This is a genomic window from Seleniivibrio sp. (assembly GCF_021209385.1).
GTDB lineage: Bacteria > Chrysiogenota > Deferribacteres > Deferribacterales > Geovibrionaceae > Seleniivibrio.
Genome location: NZ_JAJOIL010000035.1, coordinates 66,071 through 84,872 on the forward strand (window position 1 = coordinate 66,071; position 18,802 = coordinate 84,872).

17 protein-coding genes are annotated in these 18,802 nt (G+C 47.6%); all 17 read right to left on the reverse strand.

Translation table 11 applies throughout. The features are described from left to right. Positions 1-49: 49 nt before the first annotated feature. Complete coding sequence (locus LRY47_RS11680; RefSeq protein WP_295225627.1) at positions 50-1,486, reverse strand: OmpP1/FadL family transporter; 1,437 nt, start codon at positions 1,484-1,486, stop codon at positions 50-52. Between the two features lie 145 nt (positions 1,487-1,631). Continuing rightward, positions 1,632-2,441: a pyruvate, water dikinase regulatory protein gene (locus tag LRY47_RS11685; protein ID WP_295225629.1), complete on the reverse strand. Its 810-nt coding sequence runs from the start codon at positions 2,439-2,441 to the stop codon at positions 1,632-1,634. Then, a complete protein-coding gene (gene ligA, locus LRY47_RS11690) occupies positions 2,434-4,392 on the reverse strand; it encodes an NAD-dependent DNA ligase LigA (RefSeq protein WP_295225631.1) in 1,959 nt (652 codons plus the stop codon). Before ligA ends, LRY47_RS11685 begins: the two co-directional genes overlap by 8 nt. Before the next feature lie 87 nt (positions 4,393-4,479). After that, positions 4,480-5,685, reverse strand: a complete 1,206-nt coding sequence (locus LRY47_RS11695; protein WP_295225633.1) for a U32 family peptidase — start codon at positions 5,683-5,685, stop codon at positions 4,480-4,482. Next, a complete protein-coding gene (locus LRY47_RS11700; RefSeq protein ID WP_295225635.1) occupies positions 5,682-6,251 on the reverse strand; it encodes a methyltransferase domain-containing protein in 570 nt (189 codons plus the stop codon). Before LRY47_RS11700 ends, LRY47_RS11695 begins: the two co-directional genes overlap by 4 nt. After that, on the reverse strand, positions 6,251-6,736 hold the full coding sequence (locus LRY47_RS11705) for a hypothetical protein (RefSeq protein ID WP_295225637.1): 486 nt from the start codon (positions 6,734-6,736) through the stop codon (positions 6,251-6,253). The genes LRY47_RS11700 and LRY47_RS11705 overlap by 1 nt, the downstream gene beginning before the upstream one ends. Further along, positions 6,729-7,157 (reverse strand): flagellar export protein FliJ, encoded by a 429-nt coding sequence (locus LRY47_RS11710; protein WP_295225639.1) that lies wholly within the window; start codon positions 7,155-7,157, stop codon positions 6,729-6,731. Before LRY47_RS11710 ends, LRY47_RS11705 begins: the two co-directional genes overlap by 8 nt. Continuing rightward, the gene (fliI, locus tag LRY47_RS11715) at positions 7,154-8,464 is read right to left on the reverse strand and encodes a flagellar protein export ATPase FliI (protein ID WP_295225641.1); all 1,311 of its coding nucleotides are present in this window, start codon (positions 8,462-8,464) and stop codon (positions 7,154-7,156) included. The genes LRY47_RS11710 and fliI overlap by 4 nt, the downstream gene beginning before the upstream one ends. Continuing rightward, positions 8,433-9,302, reverse strand: a complete 870-nt coding sequence (locus LRY47_RS11720) for a FliH/SctL family protein (RefSeq protein ID WP_295225643.1) — start codon at positions 9,300-9,302, stop codon at positions 8,433-8,435. Before LRY47_RS11720 ends, fliI begins: the two co-directional genes overlap by 32 nt. A gap of 19 nt (positions 9,303-9,321) precedes the next feature. After that, positions 9,322-10,320, reverse strand: a complete 999-nt coding sequence (gene fliG, locus LRY47_RS11725) for a flagellar motor switch protein FliG (protein WP_295225645.1) — start codon at positions 10,318-10,320, stop codon at positions 9,322-9,324. A 6-nt stretch (positions 10,321-10,326) separates the two neighbouring features. Beyond that, positions 10,327-11,994, reverse strand: coding sequence for a flagellar basal-body MS-ring/collar protein FliF (gene fliF / locus LRY47_RS11730; protein WP_295225647.1), 1,668 nt, complete (start codon positions 11,992-11,994; stop codon positions 10,327-10,329). 192 nt (positions 11,995-12,186) lie between these two features. Next, entirely contained in the window at positions 12,187-12,492 is a 306-nt protein-coding gene (fliE, locus tag LRY47_RS11735; protein WP_295225649.1) for a flagellar hook-basal body complex protein FliE, read from the reverse strand. Positions 12,493-12,588: 96 nt separating this feature from the next. Then, positions 12,589-12,993, reverse strand: coding sequence for a flagellar basal body rod protein FlgC (gene flgC, locus LRY47_RS11740; RefSeq protein WP_295225651.1), 405 nt, complete (start codon positions 12,991-12,993; stop codon positions 12,589-12,591). Between the two features lie 14 nt (positions 12,994-13,007). After that, the gene (gene flgB / locus LRY47_RS11745; RefSeq protein ID WP_295225653.1) at positions 13,008-13,415 is read right to left on the reverse strand and encodes a flagellar basal body rod protein FlgB; all 408 of its coding nucleotides are present in this window, start codon (positions 13,413-13,415) and stop codon (positions 13,008-13,010) included. Positions 13,416-13,573: 158 nt separating this feature from the next. Then, positions 13,574-14,998 (reverse strand): sigma-54 dependent transcriptional regulator, encoded by a 1,425-nt coding sequence (locus LRY47_RS11750; protein ID WP_295225655.1) that lies wholly within the window; start codon positions 14,996-14,998, stop codon positions 13,574-13,576. A gap of 15 nt (positions 14,999-15,013) precedes the next feature. Then, the gene (locus LRY47_RS11755) at positions 15,014-16,141 is read right to left on the reverse strand and encodes an ATP-binding protein (RefSeq protein ID WP_295225657.1); all 1,128 of its coding nucleotides are present in this window, start codon (positions 16,139-16,141) and stop codon (positions 15,014-15,016) included. Then, the gene (locus LRY47_RS11760; protein WP_295225659.1) at positions 16,117-18,732 is read right to left on the reverse strand and encodes a tetratricopeptide repeat protein; all 2,616 of its coding nucleotides are present in this window, start codon (positions 18,730-18,732) and stop codon (positions 16,117-16,119) included. Before LRY47_RS11760 ends, LRY47_RS11755 begins: the two co-directional genes overlap by 25 nt. Positions 18,733-18,802 lie beyond the last annotated feature (70 nt).

The following is an 18,802-nucleotide window of genomic DNA, read 5'->3' on the forward strand; positions in this document are numbered from 1 at the left end:
AAGAAAAGAGAAAAGGAAAGGGCGCAGCTTCAATCTGCGCCCTGTTAAATTAAAATTTATAAGAAACTGTTACACCGAAACTCCAGATGTGTCCGCCTGCAACTGCGGAAACATCCGCGTCGTGCATACCGGGTCTGGAATAGCTGTCGTCAAGGTTTTCAGAGGAACCGGAATCTATCGTAACCTCTTTTACAAGGATGTACTGAACAACAGTATCCACTGTCACTTGACCGAAGTTAAGACCAACGCCGCCGGAGAAGACGTGTTTGTCAGAGTCAGGCCAGAGTACATCGAATGTGTCCTCGGGAACCACAGTGGGGTCATAATAGTAGCCGGCCCTAAGGGCAACAGTGTCGTTCAGCAGATACTCTGCACCTACCCTGTACTGCCATGTGTCTTTCCAGTTTCTCTCAAAATGCTCTTCGTTCGCACCTGGAATAAGTGTGGGGTCAAGCTCGGACTGGAGCAGATAGTCGTCCATATACACTGTGTAAGAACCGATGCGGCTCCAGAAAGTACGCACGATGTCCGCTTCCACTTTAAACTTGGGAGTGACCTTGTATTCAAGACCGAACTGGATAGAATCGGGAGTGTCCACAGCCGTATTGGAATCAAGATTCTCGTTTTTCCAGTATGCCATTTCGGGGGTTACTTCCGCATCCCCTTCAAGGTCAATATTTGAATAACTGCGGTAAGTTATACCGCCAGTAAGCTTATCTGTGAATTTATAAAGAACACCGATGTTATATGACCAGTTGAAGTTGTCCTCATATTCCATATCAATGTCAGCGCCGTCAAGCTCTGTATATGCCGCCGCAAGAGCAGCACCAACAGCGGGTGCATCCGCAGAAGAAACACCGTTCGCCTGTGCAACGCCCGCCATATAAGTTGAGTTCTTCATCTTTTCGGGGACGTATCTTTTTCTTTCGTTGCCTGCCTTCGCCTTGCCGATGGAGATGCCTGCACCGATAGAGAGTTTATCGTTCACTTTGTAAGACAGAGAAGGTGTTACAACCTCTCTCATATACCATGAGTGGTATGTGTTGTAAGCAGCGGGGTTTTCGTTCTCGTCTGCGTTCCATTTCAGGTCGAGACCGTAGGGAACGTAAAAAGCCACGCCGAAAGTCAGTTTGTCGTTGATAGGGTAAACGTAACCCATGTGGGGTACGATAAGCAGGTCGGCTTCGTCTTTGATGCCGTCTGCACCGAACGAATCGTCTGCGAGAGTGCCGGATGTGTTTACTCTGTATTGTTTAATAGTGAGGTGCGGGTCTACAAGGTGAGTACCCACAGAAAGCATTGGCTGTTTGATGTTTGACATTGCCGCAGGGTTGTAATATACGGCGAAAGGATCGTCGATACCGGCAACAACTGCTCCGCCCATCGAGGTCGCCTTTGAACCGATACCATATGTATCGACGTGTCCTGCAAAGGCAGTAAATACCGATGTGATCAGCAGCGCCGAAAGTAATAAAGTTTTTTTCATAAATCCTCCACAATAACGGTCAGAAAACATTATTATATCGCAAAGGATTTATCAACAACAAAGTTTACAGATTAATTAAACAATATAATTAATTACTATGCTAATAACTTAACATCTTTGTGTTAAGTTTATGACAGAAATGTAGTTAAAGCTCCATGTCGCGTCCGTAGACCGAATGAATAATTTCTCTTGCAGTTTCCTCAATGGATTTATTGGTTGTGTTCACCATATTCCACTTGCGGTTTTTACGGACAAGTTCGTAACAGAACTCCACTTCTTCAAATATCTTATTTATATTATTGTAATTACTGGTTGTTCTGTAATGTCTGAGACGGGCGCTGCGCACTTTTTGCAGAACTTCCGGATCCATCATAAGTATAACTATCCTATTCTGGTCTATCTTAAATATCTCTTCGCTGATGGGAACTTCCGGAACCAGCGGAACGTTTATGACCTTAAACCCCTGCTGGGCAAGATAAAAAGACGTGGGAGTTTTGGAAGTTCTGGAGAGTCCGAGAATAACCAGATCCGCCTCCGCGATGCCTTTAAGCGTCTTTCCGTCATCGTGTGTAAGAGAGAACTCCATAGCCTCAATACGTTTAAAATATTTCTCGTCAACCTTGCGCAGAACCCCGGGAGTCTCAAGAGGAGTTTTGTTCAGATGCACCGCCAGAGTGTCCAGAGGGGGACCGAGAATATCCACATGTGTTATGTTGTTCTCATCGCAAAACTGTTTCACAATATCCCTGTTTATGCGGCTGACCATTGTGCAGGCTATCATGGAGTTGTCTATCTTGGCGTGTTCCAGAATTGAACGAAGCTGGGTTTCATCATGCACCATGGAATAGACGGAAAGCTTTATGTTAGGTTCGTTGAACTGAAGCAGAGCCGCTTTCATGATGTTTACGGCGCTCTGCCCTGTACCGTCGGAAATAATATAAACTTTATCAGACATTTAACATCTCCATAAACTGCTCTTCCGTCAGGATCGTCACACCGAGCGTCTGTGCCTTTTCCAGTTTTGACCCTGCGTTTTCGCCTACGATAAGGTAGTCGAGTTTTTTTGAAACAGAAGTCGCCACAGCACCGCCGTTGTCCTTGATAAGCTGTTCAAAATGGTCTCTGCCCCTGCTCAAGGTGCCTGTTATCAGAAACTTCTTACCGCCGAGAACGTCGGATGCGGTCTCTTTCTTTTCGTATTCAAAATTAAGTCCGGCATTTTTCAGCCTTTGCACCAATGATATCACTCTTTCACTGCGAAACGCGTCAAAAATTGCTTTGGCAGTCTCTTCGCCTACGTCGTTGATGGTAACAAGCTCTTCAACTGATGCGGACATAAGCCCCTCCACATTACCGAAATGCTCAGCCAGCACCTGCGCTGTGCGCTCGCCGACGTGTTTAAGCCCTATTCCGAAAAGCACCCTGTCGAAAGGTTTCTTTTTGGATTCGTTTATGGCTGTCTTGATATTCTCAACGGATTTCTCGCCAAAACCGTCCCTTTCTTTCAGAAAATCGAGATCTGTTTCGTAAATATCGGCTACGTCGTGAATGTGTCCGCCATCCGCCAGCAGTTCCACCAACGCTTCGCCGAAACCCTGAATGTCCATCGCCTTTCTGGATGCGAAATGCAGTATGGAAAGTTTTACTCTGGCAGGACAGTCTATATTCGGGCATCTCGCCGAAACGTCCTCTTCATCCTTGACCAGCTCTGTGGAGCAGACGGGGCAAATAGTGGGATAAACTATTGCGCGTTCGTCCCCTTTCCGCACATCCGTGACAGCCATCACAACTTTGGGGATAACATCCCCTCCCTTGCGTATTACGACCCTGTCGCCGATGAGAAGTCCGAGACGTTCCACCTCGTCATAATTGTGAAGTGTAGCGTTTGAAATTGTTGAACCTGCAAGAAAAACAGGTTCAAGTTTCGCAACGGGGGTAATTGTCCCCGTTCTGCCCACCTGAAAATCCACGTCCAGAAGCGTTGTGGTCGCCTCCTGCGAAGGGTATTTGTATGCTGTCGCCCATTTCGGGGCTTTAATGGTGACGCCCAGAATATCCTGAGCCTCTTTTGAGTCAACTTTGATGACAGCGCCGTCAATATCGTATTCCAGCGACGTGCGGACACCGCCGATATGCTCGACACGCTCCCACACCTCGTCAAAACCGACGCATCTTTTTATTAGGGGGTTCACGGGAAAGCCCAGATTCCGCAGAAATTCGAGATCGTCGTGATGAAATTTGCTGCCGCCCATATCCACGCCGTAAACGAAGATATCCAGCCCGCGGGTTGCGGCTATTCTGCTGTCGAGCTGGCGCAGTGAACCTGCGGCGCAGTTGCGCGGATTGGCAAAGAGTTTAAGCCCCTTCTCCGCCTGAGAGCGGTTCAACCTTTCAAACGCCTTCACAGGCATGTATATCTCACCCCTTACGGTGAGTTTTTCCTTATATTCTATAGACATAGGTAAAGACAGCACGGTTTTTGCGTTGTGGGTGACATCCTCGCCAACCTCGCCGTCGCCCCTTGTCGCGGCGCGAACAAGTCTTCCGTCTTCATAGCTCAAAACCACTGCGAGACCGTCTATCTTCGGTTCAACAACGAAATCAAGCTCCCTCTCCGCCTCTTTAAGGCAGGTGTTTATAAAGTGTCTGAGTTCGTCCTCGTTGTAAACGTTTGACAGGGAAAGCATCCTCACCTCATGGGTGACGCTTTCAAGCTCGCTTACGGGTCTGTCGCCGACGCGCTGTGTTGGTGAATCAGGTTTAATTATTGACGGGTCTTCGGTTTCCATGCGCACAAGCTCGTTGTAAAGCCTGTCGTATTCCGCATCGGAAACCAGCGGATTATCTTCCGTATAGTATTTTTTGCTGTATAGATTTAATAGGTCAACCAGTTCTCTGTAATGCATATTGTCCTTTATTATTTATGAGATCGCTTCGTCGCAAGCTCCTCGCGAAGACGTCTCTGCGAGGAAGCCGAAGGCTGACGCGGCAGTCTATTCTTTCTCGTAACGTCTTATTATACTTCCGGCGGGCAGGGTTATGCCTTTCAGAATGCATCTGATACCGGGTTTTGTGAACTCCACCGGATTGCCGTTCGGTTCGGTTATCTTACCTGTGAGAATATCAGTTTCGTCCATATCCGGTGTCAGCACGCTGACAGCCTCGTTCGGTGCGAATTTCGCTTTCGCCTCGATGAGTGTACCGCCCTCAACAGGTTCAAGAACCTGCCCGAGGTATTCGCATCCTCTGATATAGCTGGACGTGCCGTAGTTCATGGTTTTGTGGTCTGCGTCACCGTCGTAAAAAGCTTCCGTGTATTCTCTGTGGCTCACACTGGAAAGCATATTGAACCATTTTTTGTCTGCGGCATATTCGCCTGCGCCAATTCTGTCGATAGCCTGCCTGTACACACCTGTAACAACGGAGACGTACATGACGCTCTTCATCCGCCCTTCTATTTTCAGGCTCGTAACGCCGGCATCGGCGAGTTCGCCTATCCGGTCGATAAGGCATAAATCCTTGCTGTTATAGAAATAAGTGCCGCGCTCGTCCTCTTCAACAGGATAATACTGACCGTCTCGGTTCTGCTCCACCAGAGCATAGTTCCACCTGCATGACTGGGCGCAGTCGCCTGCGTTTGCATCCCTGCCTGTCATATAGTTGCTGATGAGACATCTGCCGGACATTGATATGCACATTGCGCCGTGGACGAAAACCTCCACTTCGCATTTTGTATTCCTGCATATGTATTTTATCTCTTCGCCTGAAAGCTCACGCGCCAGAATCACCCGCTCCGCTCCTAGTTCGTGCCAGAACCCCACAGCGGAAAGGTTCGTAACATTCGCCTGTGTGCTGATGTGTATCGGCACTTTAGGCGCGTATTTCTTCGCATATCTGAAAACTCCTGGGTCTGAAACTATTACGGAATCAGGCTTTATTTCGGAAAGCTGACCGAAGTATTCTTTCAGTCCGTCGAATTCGTTATTCTTAAGGTAGGCGTTTACTGTGACATATCCTTTTTTCCCGTTTGCGCGGAGAAAGCTGAACGCCCTGTCCATCTCATCAAGGTCAAAGTTGCCTGCTCTCGCCCTCAGTCCGAACCCGCTCCCCGCGAAATAAACCGCGTCGGCGCCGTACTGCACAGCCGCCTGCATCTTTTCAAAACTTCCTGCCGGAGCAAGCAGTTCCGGTTTTTTCATCCTTTCCTCTTCGCCGCAACGACAACTCCGCCCGTAAGTGGGAGCACGCTGCAAACTGTCGTATTCTTTATATGCGCTATGAGTTCGCGCAGGGCTGTTGTCGCCCCGGCGTAGCGTTTGGGTATCTCGCAGTCGGCATCAAAAACGTGTCCGTACATGAACATATCATCCAGAACGATAAATCCGCCGTCGTTGAGCAGTTTTTCTGCATAATAGTAAGCTATGGGGTACTGCCTCTTCATGGAGTCGATGAATATCATGTCGAAACTCTCTTTGCAGTCCCTCATGAATTCCACTCCGTCGGCATTTATGAAATTTGCATCTGGAAATTCCCCGCAGATGCGCCTTGCCTGTTCCAGCCGCATTTCGTTGCGGTCGATGCAGGTCATCTTCGCACCGCCAGATCCTTTCGCCATATAATAACTTGAAACACCTATTCCGCAGCCTATCTCAAGTATGCTCTTCGGTCTCAGCGCCATGGTGAAGGTTTCCAGAAATTCACCTACGTCCGGTTCAACGGACGGCGTCTGGAACCTCACCGCCTCTTCATGCAAAAACGGATACATTACTGCTGTACGCCCTGAACCTTGTCCGGTGTAAGCCTTTCGGATATCTTTGCCGCAAATGCCGCATCTATGGTTCCCATAGCGGAGAGTATCTTACCCGCTGTCATGGAGGGCAGACGCTGAAAAAGCTGTACAGCCTTGTCCAGATCCATCTTAACAATGACCTGTGCGGCGTTCTTAGCCTTTGCGGAGCTGTAGTCCTTAGCCAGCTTATCGAGGTTTTTGTCCTCCTGAACTTTTATCTCTTTCAGGCGCGCCGTAACGGCACTCTGCATTTTGCGTATCTCTATCTCTTTCTGGATAAGGTTGTCTTCAAGAGCTTTAACCCTTTCCTCTCTGGTTTTGATATTTTTTTCACGGTTGTCCAGATCTTTTTTTCTGGCGTCGAGCTGTTTCGATATCGCCTGAAGATCAGCCAGATTTTCCGCATGTACGGATGTGAATGCCAGCGCCGTAAAAAGCACCGCCGTCAGTATCTTAGTCATTTCCTCTTCCGCTCCTTGAGACGGCAAGCTCGTCTATGAGCTTCATCTCCTCTTTGTTAAGGTACGCCTTAAAATCTTCTATATGCTTTTCTTTCAGTTTTTCCATAACTTTGTGCCGCTCAATGGATTCCATTACCTTTTTTTTCTGTATCTCCACTGCGGTTTCAAGCTGCTTTCTTGTTTTGATAAGCTGAGCTTTCTGATCGTTCAGTTTTTTTATGTATTTGTCGAAAAGAAGCATCATGGCGGCGGGTGCCGTGTCGCTCTCCTCAATCTTTAAGTCTATCTCTTTCTGTGTCGCCATTATGGCGTTGCGGTTCTCCAGCAGTCTGGTGTTAAGCACGGAAAGCTTGCCCTTTTCAACCTCGACAATACGCTCTCTGTATTCCAGCACCTTCTGCAATCTGAACTGCTTTTTCATGCCGTGCCGACTATTTTATCTATCATAACGGCGCTGTCTTCAAGGGTAAACGACTCGTCTATCTTCTGTTTCAGAAATCCGTTCATGTCGTTTATCTTCGCCATGGATTCGTCGATCTTCGGGTTGCTGCCTTTGACATACGCGCCGATGTTTACAAGGTCTTCCGCCTCGTTGTATGTGGCGAGCAGGTCGCGGAAGCGTCCGGCATTGTCGTACTGCTTCTCCGTTACTATCTCTTTCATAAGTCTGCTTGCGCTGTTGAGAACGTCTATGGCCGGGTAATGGTTCTTACCTGCCAGCGCCCTTGAAAGCACGATGTGACCGTCTATGATAGAACGGACGGTGTCACCTATGGGGTCGTTCATGTCGTCCGCCTCAACCAGTACTGTGTAAAGTCCTGTTATGGTACCCTTCCCCTTCTTTGTACCTGCACGCTCAAGAAGCTTCGGGAGAAGTCCGAAAACAGAAGGGGTGTAGCCCTTTGTTGTTGGCGGTTCGCCCACAGTAAGCCCTATTTCCCGCTGCGCCATTGCAAAACGGGTGACCGAGTCCATCATAAGCATGACATTGAGCCCTTTGCTGCGAAAATACTCCGCAATCGCCGTTCCAACAAACGCACCCAGCTTTCGTACAAGCGCTGACTGATCGGACGTCGCCACGACGACAACGCTCCGTTTCAAGCCCTCTTCGCCCAGATCTCTCTCTATGAATTCGCGCACTTCACGTCCGCGCTCACCTATAAGTGCGATAACGTTGACATCTGCGCTGGTGTTTCTGGCTATCATACCAAGAGTCACCGACTTACCGACGCCCGAACCGGCGAAAATGCCGACCCTCTGACCTCTTCCGACGGTTATCAGGTTGTCTATGGTTTTTATCCCGGTTGCTATCGGGTCTTTGATTATCTCTCTGTCAAGAGCCTGAGGCGGGCTGTTGTAAACGTTGACCAGCTCGAAATCTCGGATGGGTCCTTTGCCGTCCATGGGGTTTCCCAGTCCGTCCAGAACTCTGCCGAGCAGATTGTCGCTGACCTTAACAGTGTTGCCGTAGGATTCGTTTGTAACGGGTGCGCCTGGGGCTATCCCCTCGCTCTCTCCGTATGGCATAAGAACGATTCTGTCATCTTTGAAACCAACTATCTCTGCAAGTATCTCACTGCCGCCGTGACCTTCGATACGGCATCTGGTGCCTATGCCGAGCAGCGGTCCGTCCGCCTCTATTGTGAGACCGACAATCTTCGTAACCTTGCCCTTTATCTGTACAGTGGGTTTATGATCAACTGCCTTCAGGCGTGCTAAATTCTTCATGTATCCTTTCCACGAATTCGGCAAGCATCCGTTCAATCACGAAATCAAGCTCGCCTACGTTGGTTTGAACTTTTAGACTGCCCTTAACGACATTTCTGTCGGGCAATGTTTCATAATCAGGAAAAACGGAGTTCATGGCATCCACATCTTGCGGATTCACCAGAAAAATTATCTTCTCCATCTCTTTCAGAGCATCCATACTCTTTTTCGCGATGGATACAACAAGCTGATCGTTTATCTTTCTCTCCACGCCGATAATGTCAGTTACCATGGAAGAGACAATATCAGGAAGCTGATTGTCAAGCTGCCCCACGGCATCTTTAAAAACACCCGCTTCTTTTATAACCTCGTTATATGTTGCCTGAAGCTTCGCCAGATAGTCCGTCTGTTCCGCCTCATATGCTTTTCTTGCTTTCTGTTCTCCGTCAGCCTGTCCACGGACAAGCCCGTCCGCCATACCCCTCTGGTATGCTTCGCGGCGTATCTCTTCAAGTTCTTCTTCTGTTATGGAAGGCTTTTCCGGCTCCGGTTCAGGTTCCGAAACCACATCTTCGGGTTCTTTCTGAACTACCAGTTCTTTAGGGTGATTATCGAATGATTCCGGTACGAATTTTTTTGAACGGACCACAGCGTCCTGAACAACTATGGCTCTGTGCAGCTCAACTTCCTCGTCGAAACTGGCGACATGAAGCTCAACTTCGCCGGGGGTATATTCCATTTCACCCACTTTTGCGAAGTTATAATCCCTCTGCCCGCGTTCAACCTCTTCATACACAGTGAAGTCGAAACTGCGCAGTTTTTTCGGGTTCAGGTTCTGGTCTTTGATTATTTTAGACATATTTTACCCCCACCCGCTTTTAAACGTACTGCTCTTCGTCGCCTCCGCCGATGCTGACGATTCCCTCTTCCTCAAGCTCGCGTACGATGGAAACGATCTCGTGCTGAGCTTTTTCCACCTCTTTCAGCTTGACAGGTCCCATGTATTCCATCTCTTCCTTCATGGTCTCAACAGCACGCTTGGACATATTGCGGAAGAAACGCTCCTGCATCTCCTCGTCGGTGCCTTTGAGCGCCATGGTAAGAGCCTTTTTGTCGGCCTTTTTCAGTATCTCCTGAAGAGCGACGTCGTTGAGAGCTTTGATATCCTCGAAAACGAACATCATATCTCTGATTGCCGCAACAAGTTCGGGGCTTTCCTTTTCCAGTTTTTCCAAAGTATTCTTGCTGGTGGTTCTGTCCATACGGTTGAATATTTCGGCAACGGACTTAACACCGCCCACTTCAACATTGTAGGAAGACAGCGACTCGAATCTTTCCTCAAGAACCCTTGCAAGGGTTTTTACAACCGATGGCGAAATATCCTGCAGGTTCGAGATACGAAGAGTTATGTCCGCCTTCATGTCCTCGGGAAGCTGTGCCAGAGACTCAGCCGCCTGCGAAGGGTCAAGGTGCGCAAGGATAAGCGCTATCGTCTGCGGGTGTTCGGTCTGTATAAATTTCGCAAGCTGTTTCGGGTCTATCTTCGCAAGGAAGTCAAAGCCCGAAGACTGTTCCAGCATTTTTGTAAGTCTGTCGATGATCTTTCTGGCGCGTTCCGGTCCCAGTGATTTCACAAGAACGCTTTTCGCGTACTCAAGACCGCCTTTGGCGATGAATTTTTTGGCGAGCATCATATTGTAGAAATCTTCTATGTACTCGTCCATTTTTTCAGGAGCAACGATCCTTGTGGTTGCTATCTCTTTTGAAAGTTCCGCAACCTCATCCTCGTCAAGATGAGCCATGACGGGCGCGATTATCTCCTCGCCCAATGCTATCATTATAGCGGCCGCCCGCTTAAGTCCGTCTTCAGACAGCATAAACCGTTAATCTCCTTTCAAAAGGCTTTTGACAAGGTTTGCCATTGCCTCAGGGTCTTCAGTAGCGAATTCTTCTATTTTCTTGAGCATAACTTTTGACTTCACTGTCTCAACATCAAGCGGAGCACCTTCGTTAAGCTCGTTTTCAATTTCTTTTTCAAGCTCTTCCAGAGATTTGGGATATCTCTCGTTCATATTAAGGTCAAGACCTACGTCGTCACGACCAAGCTCTCCGTATGTGATGGAACCGTCTTCGTGAACAGTGACGGGTTTGTCCATCTTTTTGAGTATCCTGCGGATGACGAGGAAATAGAAAAGAAGCACAATGACCACTGCAAGAGCATATTTAGACAACATGGTAACAAGTTCCATTGTCTTCTCCCGTTTGAGCTCGGTGTTCTCCTGATCTTTCGCCGTTGTGTCAAATGAGATATTCGTCACCTCAACCTGATCTTTGCGGTCGGCGTTAAAACCGACAGCCATGGACACAAGGTTTTTGATGGACTGTATCTCAGCCTGTGTTCTGGGTTTGCCAACAAGTATGTCGTTGCCCTTATCGTCTTTGCCCGGCTCTTTCTTGTCGTCAACAACGACGGCAACGGTAACACGCTTTATAGTGCCGTAAGGTTTCTGCTCAACCGTTACAGTCTTGCCAACCTCAAAGTTCTGTGTCTCCTCACTCTTATTATACTCCTGATTTTGTCCGGTTGGGGTAATATCAGGTTCGGCGAGGTTGCTTTGTACCCCCGGGACGCCTTCCGGCGTCTGGGGACTGTTTGTACTGTTTATTTCGAGTGACTGCTGTGAACGCAGTACAGGGTTGGGGTCATATTCCTCTTTCGTAATGTCCCGTTTGGCAAAGTCAATGTCCGCCGTGACTTTCGCCACAGCGCTTCCCTGACCGAGAGTTCTTCCGAGAATCTCATTAACCTTATTCTCAAGGTCTTTTTCAACCTTGCGCTGATACTCAAGCTGGGTCTGGGTCAGCATAAGAGGTTCCGCATCGTCAGTCAGGAATTCGCTTAAAAGTCTGCCGGACGTATCAACTATCTGAACGTTCTCTTTTTTAAGCCCCTTAACAGCACCTGAAACCAGTGCAGCTATCGCTTTGACCTCTTCACGACCTAAGTTCTCGCCGTTTCTCAGACGCAAAACAACGGAGGCCTTCGCCTCCTCTTCGTCTGAAATGAACAGTCTGTCCTTGGGAAGTGTAAGGTGTACCCTCGCCTCAGCTACTTCTTTGATTGAAGAGATGGTGCGGGCAAGTTCACCCTGAAGTGCGCGCTGATAGTTTATGTTCTGCATGAACTCGGTCATGCCGAATGATGATTTATCAAAGAGTTCAAGACCCGCTCCGCCGCCTGTGGGGATGCCCTCTTTTGCGAGACTGAGCCTTGTTTCATAGACATATTGTTCGGGAACGGTGATCTTTCCGCCGTTGTCTTCAAGCTTATACGGAACTCTCTCCGCTTTCAGTTTTTCGATAACGGATGCCGCATCTTCCTGTGTGAGACCTGCGAAAAGCATCTTATAGACGGGGCGGTTTGCCCAGTAGACAATAACGACAACAGAAATAACAACGGCCGCAACGGCAGCGACAACAGAAGCTTTCTGCAGAAGAGTAAGTTTTTTAAAAGTTTCCTGAAACTGGGAAACTATGTCCCCAAGAGCCATACACCCTCACAAATTAGGCTTACTTTAAAATAGCGTCCTGTCTTTTAAAGCAACGCTTCACACAGGATTAACCTGTGGTGCGCTCACACTACACATAAATTCTGTCGTAAACAACATAAATTTATGTTTCGCTGCGCCTAAGACTTTCCTTAAAAGCGTTCTGTTATTTTAAAGTTACGCTATCGAAAAAAACTAGACCTGTGTTCTCAGAATCTCCTGATATGCGTCCATTATTTTGTTACGCACTTCAAGCATCATTTTAAGAGAAACGTCGGCCTTTTGCAGGGCGATCATTGTTGAATGTATGTCTTTGCTCTCTCCGCTGAGAACTTTCTGCACAGCATCATCGGCAGTAAGCTGCGCATCGTTAACGTCTTTAAGGGCGTCTTTGAGCAGAGCGGAGAAATCCACTGTGTTCTCAGATTTTGCAGTCTGAGAAGGAGTGTTTGTATCCAGCTTGTTGGGCAGTAAAAAATTCAACTTATTTATTTCGGACATACCTGACCCCTGCTCCTATAATATAATATACTCGGCCCTTGTTTTACAACCTTTTTATCAAATCAGAAAATAACTTCCTGACATTTCACGCGTATGTTAAGCTTTGCCTATCTCAAGCGCTCTCATGGCAAGCTGTTTCGCCGTATTGAGCATAGTTGTGTTCGCTTCATAGCTTCTGGATGCCTCCAGCATATTCACCATCTCTTCGATGGGGTTTATGTTGGGATATGCAACATATCCTTCCTCGTTCGCATCAGGATGCTGAGGCTCGTATTTAAGAAGGGGCGGTTTTTCATCGGCGACAACCCTGTCAACCTTAACTCCGCCGCTGTTCTCTCCTTCCATTATCGTCTGAAAAATGACATCCTTGCGTTTATAAGGTCCGCCTTCGGCAGTTTTTGTGGTCTGCGCGTTTGCGAGGTTTGAAGAAATAGCGGAAATTCTTATCCGCTGTGCGCTCATTCCTGTGGCGGCTACGCCCATTATGTCAAAATAGCTCATGTCTGCCTCTTACCCTATCTGCTCTGAATTATCTCTTTCAGCTTGGTGAACTTACCCGCTGTCATCTGCGAAAGCATCTGATAACGAACGCTGTTTTCTGCCAACTGGCTCATTTCATAATCCTCGTTGACATCGTTTCCGTCGTTGCGCACAGAGGGGTTATTCTGGTCATAAACGAAAGAAGAAGGATCCATAACCATATCTGCGGGAGGAAGATGCTTCTCATTCGTCCTTGTAAGGGGTAATTTTTTCCCGTCGCCAAGGTACTCGTTCATAACATCAAAAAATTTCAGGTCTTTTGCCTTGTATCCGGGAGTATCAACATTAGCAATGTTTTGCGAGATAACGTCGTTTCTGACAGAAGATGTTGTCAGCGCGTATCCCAGTTTGTCGATTCCCATTTTGCTGAATAAACCGTCCATTTTTTCCTCCGTGCATAAGATAGAGCAATATTCATGCCTGAATTAAAGAAAAATGTAGAAAATATGGAATTTTACTAAAGATTTTATGGATTTTGACGAACGGGTTGCGACAAAGGTCGCAACAAAACATTTTTGCCTTTTATAATAGATACTTATTATCAGTCGCCGGAAATATCTATCCCCATCTCGCGGTATTCGTTCAGCTTGTTCCGCAGAGTTCGCACAGTTATCCCGAGCATCTCGGCAGCGCGGGTTCTGTTGCCGTCGGTCTGCTTCAGGGTATTAAGTATAAGCTCCCTCTCCATGTCGGCTATGGTGCCGCCAAATGGAATACCGTTAGCTTTCTCCTCCACTGCGGGTGCCGGTTCCGCTGCGGGGCAATCTCCGGATGCGGCAGAAATTTCCTGTTTATCAAGCAGAAACTGATTTATCGTTATTCCGTGCAGGAAAAGATTCTTCTCGTTTATCATATCGTCGCGGCAGAGAACAACAGCGCGCTCTATGGTGTGTTCCAGCTCACGGACGTTACCAGGCCAGTCGTAATTCATAAGAGCGTTCCTGGCATCCTCTCCCAGTTTACAAATATTTTTTCCGTTTATCTGACAATACTTTTCAATAAAGAAAGATACCAGTTCAAAAATATCGTCCTTTCTGTCGCGCAGAGGCGGAAGCTCTATGGAAATCACGTTCAGGCGGTAGAACAAATCTTCACGGAAATTGCCGGATTCGACCTCTTTTTTAAGGTCGCGGTTGGTTGTGGCAAGTATGCGTACGTTTATACGCACGGGTTTAGTTCCGCCCAGCCTTTCAATCTCTTTTTCCTGCAGAACCCGAAGCAGCTTCGCCTGCAAATGAAGAGGTATCTCGCCCAACTCATCAAGGAGTATCGTACCGCCCTCCGCAAGCTCAAATTTACCCGGCTTGCGGTTGACAGCTCCGGTAAAGGCTCCCTTTTCGTAACCGAAAAGCTCTGATTCTATGAGGTTGTCAGGGAGTGCCGCGCAGTTGACGGCAACAAACGGACCGTTCTTTCTGTTTGAATTTTCATGTATGTATCTGGCGAACACCTCTTTACCGGTACCGGATTCGCCTGTGATAAGCACGGTTGCCTCACTGGCGGCAACATCACGGGCAAGTGAAAAGAGCTGTGCCATGAAAGCACTGCGGAAAATAGCAGTGTTCTTCTTGCGTTTAGAAGCGGGTGCAACGTCCTCAAGTTCAAGAACACGGCGCACCAGTTCTTCGATAACCTCCGGCGCAAACGGTTTAAGAATATAGTCAAAGGCGCCCATTTTCAGAGCATCCACAGCGTTGTTGACCGTTCCGAAAGCGGTAACGAAACATACCGGAGATGTAACACCGGAACTCATCATGAGATTCAGCATCCCCATGCCGTCCACAACGGGCATACGCATGTCGCTGATCACAAGATCATATGGGATTCTAGAAGCTTTTTCAAAGCCCTCCTGCCCGTCACATGCATGGTCAACGGAAACGCCCATGCGGCGGACGGTCTCGACCATCGCTTCGCGCATATTATCATCATCATCGACAATAAGTAATCTCTTAGATGAAAGATCCATACCTACCCCTTATTTTTAAACAGGAAATTCAACAATGAATCTGGTATATGTCGCTCCGTCGCTGTCAACGGATATCTGCCCGCTGTGGGCTTTCAGAATCTTATAAACTATTGCCAGTCCAAGCCCCGTTCCTTTCGCTTTTGTGGTCTGGAACGGAATGAACAGTTTTTTGCGCATAGATTCGCTTATGCCGCTGCCGTTATCTGTAACGGTGAAGCCCGACCTTTCGTCTTCGCTGAATGATTCTATCACGATCTGTCCGCCTTCGGGAACGGCTTCGATGGCATTGTGGACAATGTTCATCACTATCTGCTTGCAAAGCTCTGTGTCGCAGCGGACAACATGGTCTTCATTTATCTTATTGATGAATTTTATATTTTTTTCTTTCATCAGGTGCTGCAGATACAGTACTACGTCGTCGACGATATCAGCAACGAACCTGTTCTGAGGTTCAAGCTTTATCTCTTTGGTGAACAACAGAATATTCGATATTATCGAATTTATTGTGCGAACCCCTTTAACGATAGACCTCGTGAGCTTAGTACCCGACTCGTCGTTTCTCAGATCGCGCTCAAGGAGTGACGCAAAAAGCTCTATACTGCCCAGCGGGTTGCGTATCTCGTGGGCTATGTTCGCCGCCATTTCGCCCATAAGAACGAGTTTCTCGTCTCTCTGGCGCTCCGCTTCAAGCTGTTTGATATGGCTCACATCGTCTATAATATAAACGTACCCTCTAAGTTCCAGATTCTCCAGTCTGCCCACGGATATACGGAAAGTTCTTCCGTCCTCTTCATGGTCGAACACCCCCGGTTCTCTATGGAGATTCAGCATAGAAGTAAAAGCCTCTTCCCCCAGTTCGGAGATGAAACACTCAGCCACAGGATTTTTCACAAGAACCGTTCCGGAATCGTCTGAGGCAAGAACACAGCTGTTCGAGTTATTCAGCACAGATTCGAGAAGCCCGCTTAGTTTTGAAAGTTCAGAGTTCTTCTCCTCAACCTCTTCGCGCAGTTTTTTAGCTTCCTCTTCTATGATGGAGTATTTCTGTTCAAGCTTTGTTGATGCTTCGCTGAAAGCCGCAAAAGCCTGTGCCAGCATCTCCATTTCGCCTGTTTTGTCTAGTTTTTCAGGGAGTTCCGCCACTTAGTATCCTCCAGCTCGGATTTTGCCGCGGATGCGTAGACCGATTTCGGCACGCTCTCCATCAGCTCCATATATGCGTTTCTGCTCTGATCGGGCTTGCCGAGCTTCTGATATGCCTTACCGAGATAATACAGCCCTTCGGCGCGTTTGTCATCACGGGCGGCATGAACAAGCTTGAACTGTTCCAGAACCTTTACGGCGCTGTCAAAATTATTCCGTTTAAAGAACGAAATGCCCGTATCAAGATATATTTCGTCATAACCTTTAAAGCGCGATTTCGGGTCGGAATCCACTTTCATATAAAGGTCGAACAGCATTTTTTCCCGTTTAATATCGTCAAAAACACCCTTGCTGATGCCATAGGTTTCCTGTGCGGCATATGCGGGATCCTTGGTGTATTTAGAGAGCAGATGCAGAAGGAGATCAGGGTTCTTTTTTTCAAGCTCCTGAACAAGATAGTCCATCATGCCTCTGGTAAATATATTCGGGTTAACATCAGGAACCGCACGTCCCAGCATCAGAGAGGTAAGGATATAATACGGGTTTTTACCGTTCCTGTTGCGGTCGAGAATCTTTTCCGCTTTTGCGGACATTCCGAGCTTATAAAGCGCAAACGCCGTATAGCTGTTCATCCTGTCCCTGAAATCCGCATTGCGGCTTGTAAGGATGGTGTTCTGGTTCTTGTCATATGTACCGACAAGCTGTATGTATGCCTGTTTTTTATAAGCGTCGGTTATCACGGCGGCTATTGAAGCCTCAAGCATCTTTCGAACGTCGTCCTTATGCTTGCCATTAGGGAAAGACACAAGGTACTCACCGGCAACGGCAATGGTTCCGTTATAATTTTTGGCGGCGAAAACCTGTCTGGTATAGTTATATTTCGCGTCTTCAAGCATTGCCAGCCATTTGGCGGGACTTACAATGTCCGGATTATCCGCCAGATATTTATTAAGACTGTCGATGGTGTCCTTATATTTTCCGGCGAGGAACATATCCCTTATGCCGCCGAAGCTGATATCCTGCAATATCTCAAGCGCCTCTTTCTTATAAGGAGTGTCCGGATACTCTTTCAGTATGCCTTCGGTTACTGTTTTCGCCTGAGCGTAGTTTGATTTTTTATATGCATCCTTCGCCTTTGTAAGCAGGATGCGCTGACGGATATTATATATCTCCTGAAGGTGATCCGACGTATAGTTGCGCTTTATGAACTCCGCAACCTTTTTGTCAGCCGCATCATATTGACCCTCGCGGAACAGAGAACGGATTATGAGCAATTCCGCCTCCGAGCGGAGGTCTATGTCCTGCGAAGTGAGCGGACCTTTCAGGAAATCCGACCACTGGTCAGACGTTCTTTTCGTAAGGTGTCTTTCAGCAAACGCAACGGAACAGAGCATGCCGCCTTTTTTCTTGCCGAATGTTTTGGCACAGTATTGGAGGCGCGCGTCGAGTACCTGCGGATTTGTATTTTTAAGCAGCATCGCCGATCTGTATGCCGCCATATCTGCCTGAGAACTTGTGGGAAATTTGGAATATACCCGTTCATAAAGCCCTCTTGCCGTGTCGGGCTGTGACTTCTTCTCGAATATGTCAGCCATGGTATAAAGCACTTCGGGACCGAGCTTGTCCAGATCGGTTCCGCTGTTTACAACCGTAAGGAAGGACGAATATGCGAGGTCATAATCTTTCATCCTCGATTGCAGCATGCCTATTTTGGCATTCTGGGGTCCCGCCTCAGACTTGAACTTCGCTGCTATCTGGTTGCGGACGTCTATCGCCTCTTTAAATTTGCCCATTTCGGTATTTATGTCTGCTATGCGTTCGTATGCCGTTTTTATAACATCCGGCGCCCGAAGGGTTCTGATGACATTATTATATGCAAAGATAGCTTCGTTATAAAGCTGTGCGGATTCCTTCGCCTCTGCGGATTTTATCATAGCGTCCTTTTTACGGAACGAATCCGGATATTGTTTCAGGAAATCATCGAAAAGCTGGGATGCAAATACATAGTTGTTATAGTTGTCCTTGCCGGTATAGAGATATATGAGACCCTGACGGAAGTAGGCTTCCTGTTTGTAATATCCGTCAGGCTGAGATTTCACTATGCTCTCGGCAAGGTTCATCGCTTCCGTATAGTTCTTTGAAGCTATCAGACCGTCCACTCTGGCAAGAGCCGCGTCGAGGTCTGTATTCTCAACACTTATCATATCTTTGGTTGCGACAGGCTTTTCTATGCCGTATCCCGTTTTTATGGTTTCAGTCTGTTTCTTCTTGGCTACCACAAGCTTGAAATCTTTTCCCGACGTGTTCACAGTGTAGTCGTTGCCAGGAAAAAGAGAGATGGTGAGTATCCGACCGTTAACGGCAATGGATCTGATGAAAGGGTCATGGATGCGTGAACCGTCCATACCGGAAAGCACCGCCGACGATTCAACGGCGAGCATATCGCTCCCCTTGCTCACAGACAATATCCTGTCCGCTATGCCGGGAATGACAAGCTCGCTGAAATGACCTCTGTTGCGCAGGTATATACCCGCAGCCCAGGCATCGGCACACAGCAATGAAATAAGAAATATACCGAACAATTTTCGCATTTTTTAATATTACATCATAGAGCAAAAGAGGGCAAGAGCAAGAACAGTGCTTAAGTTTTGACCGTTCAAC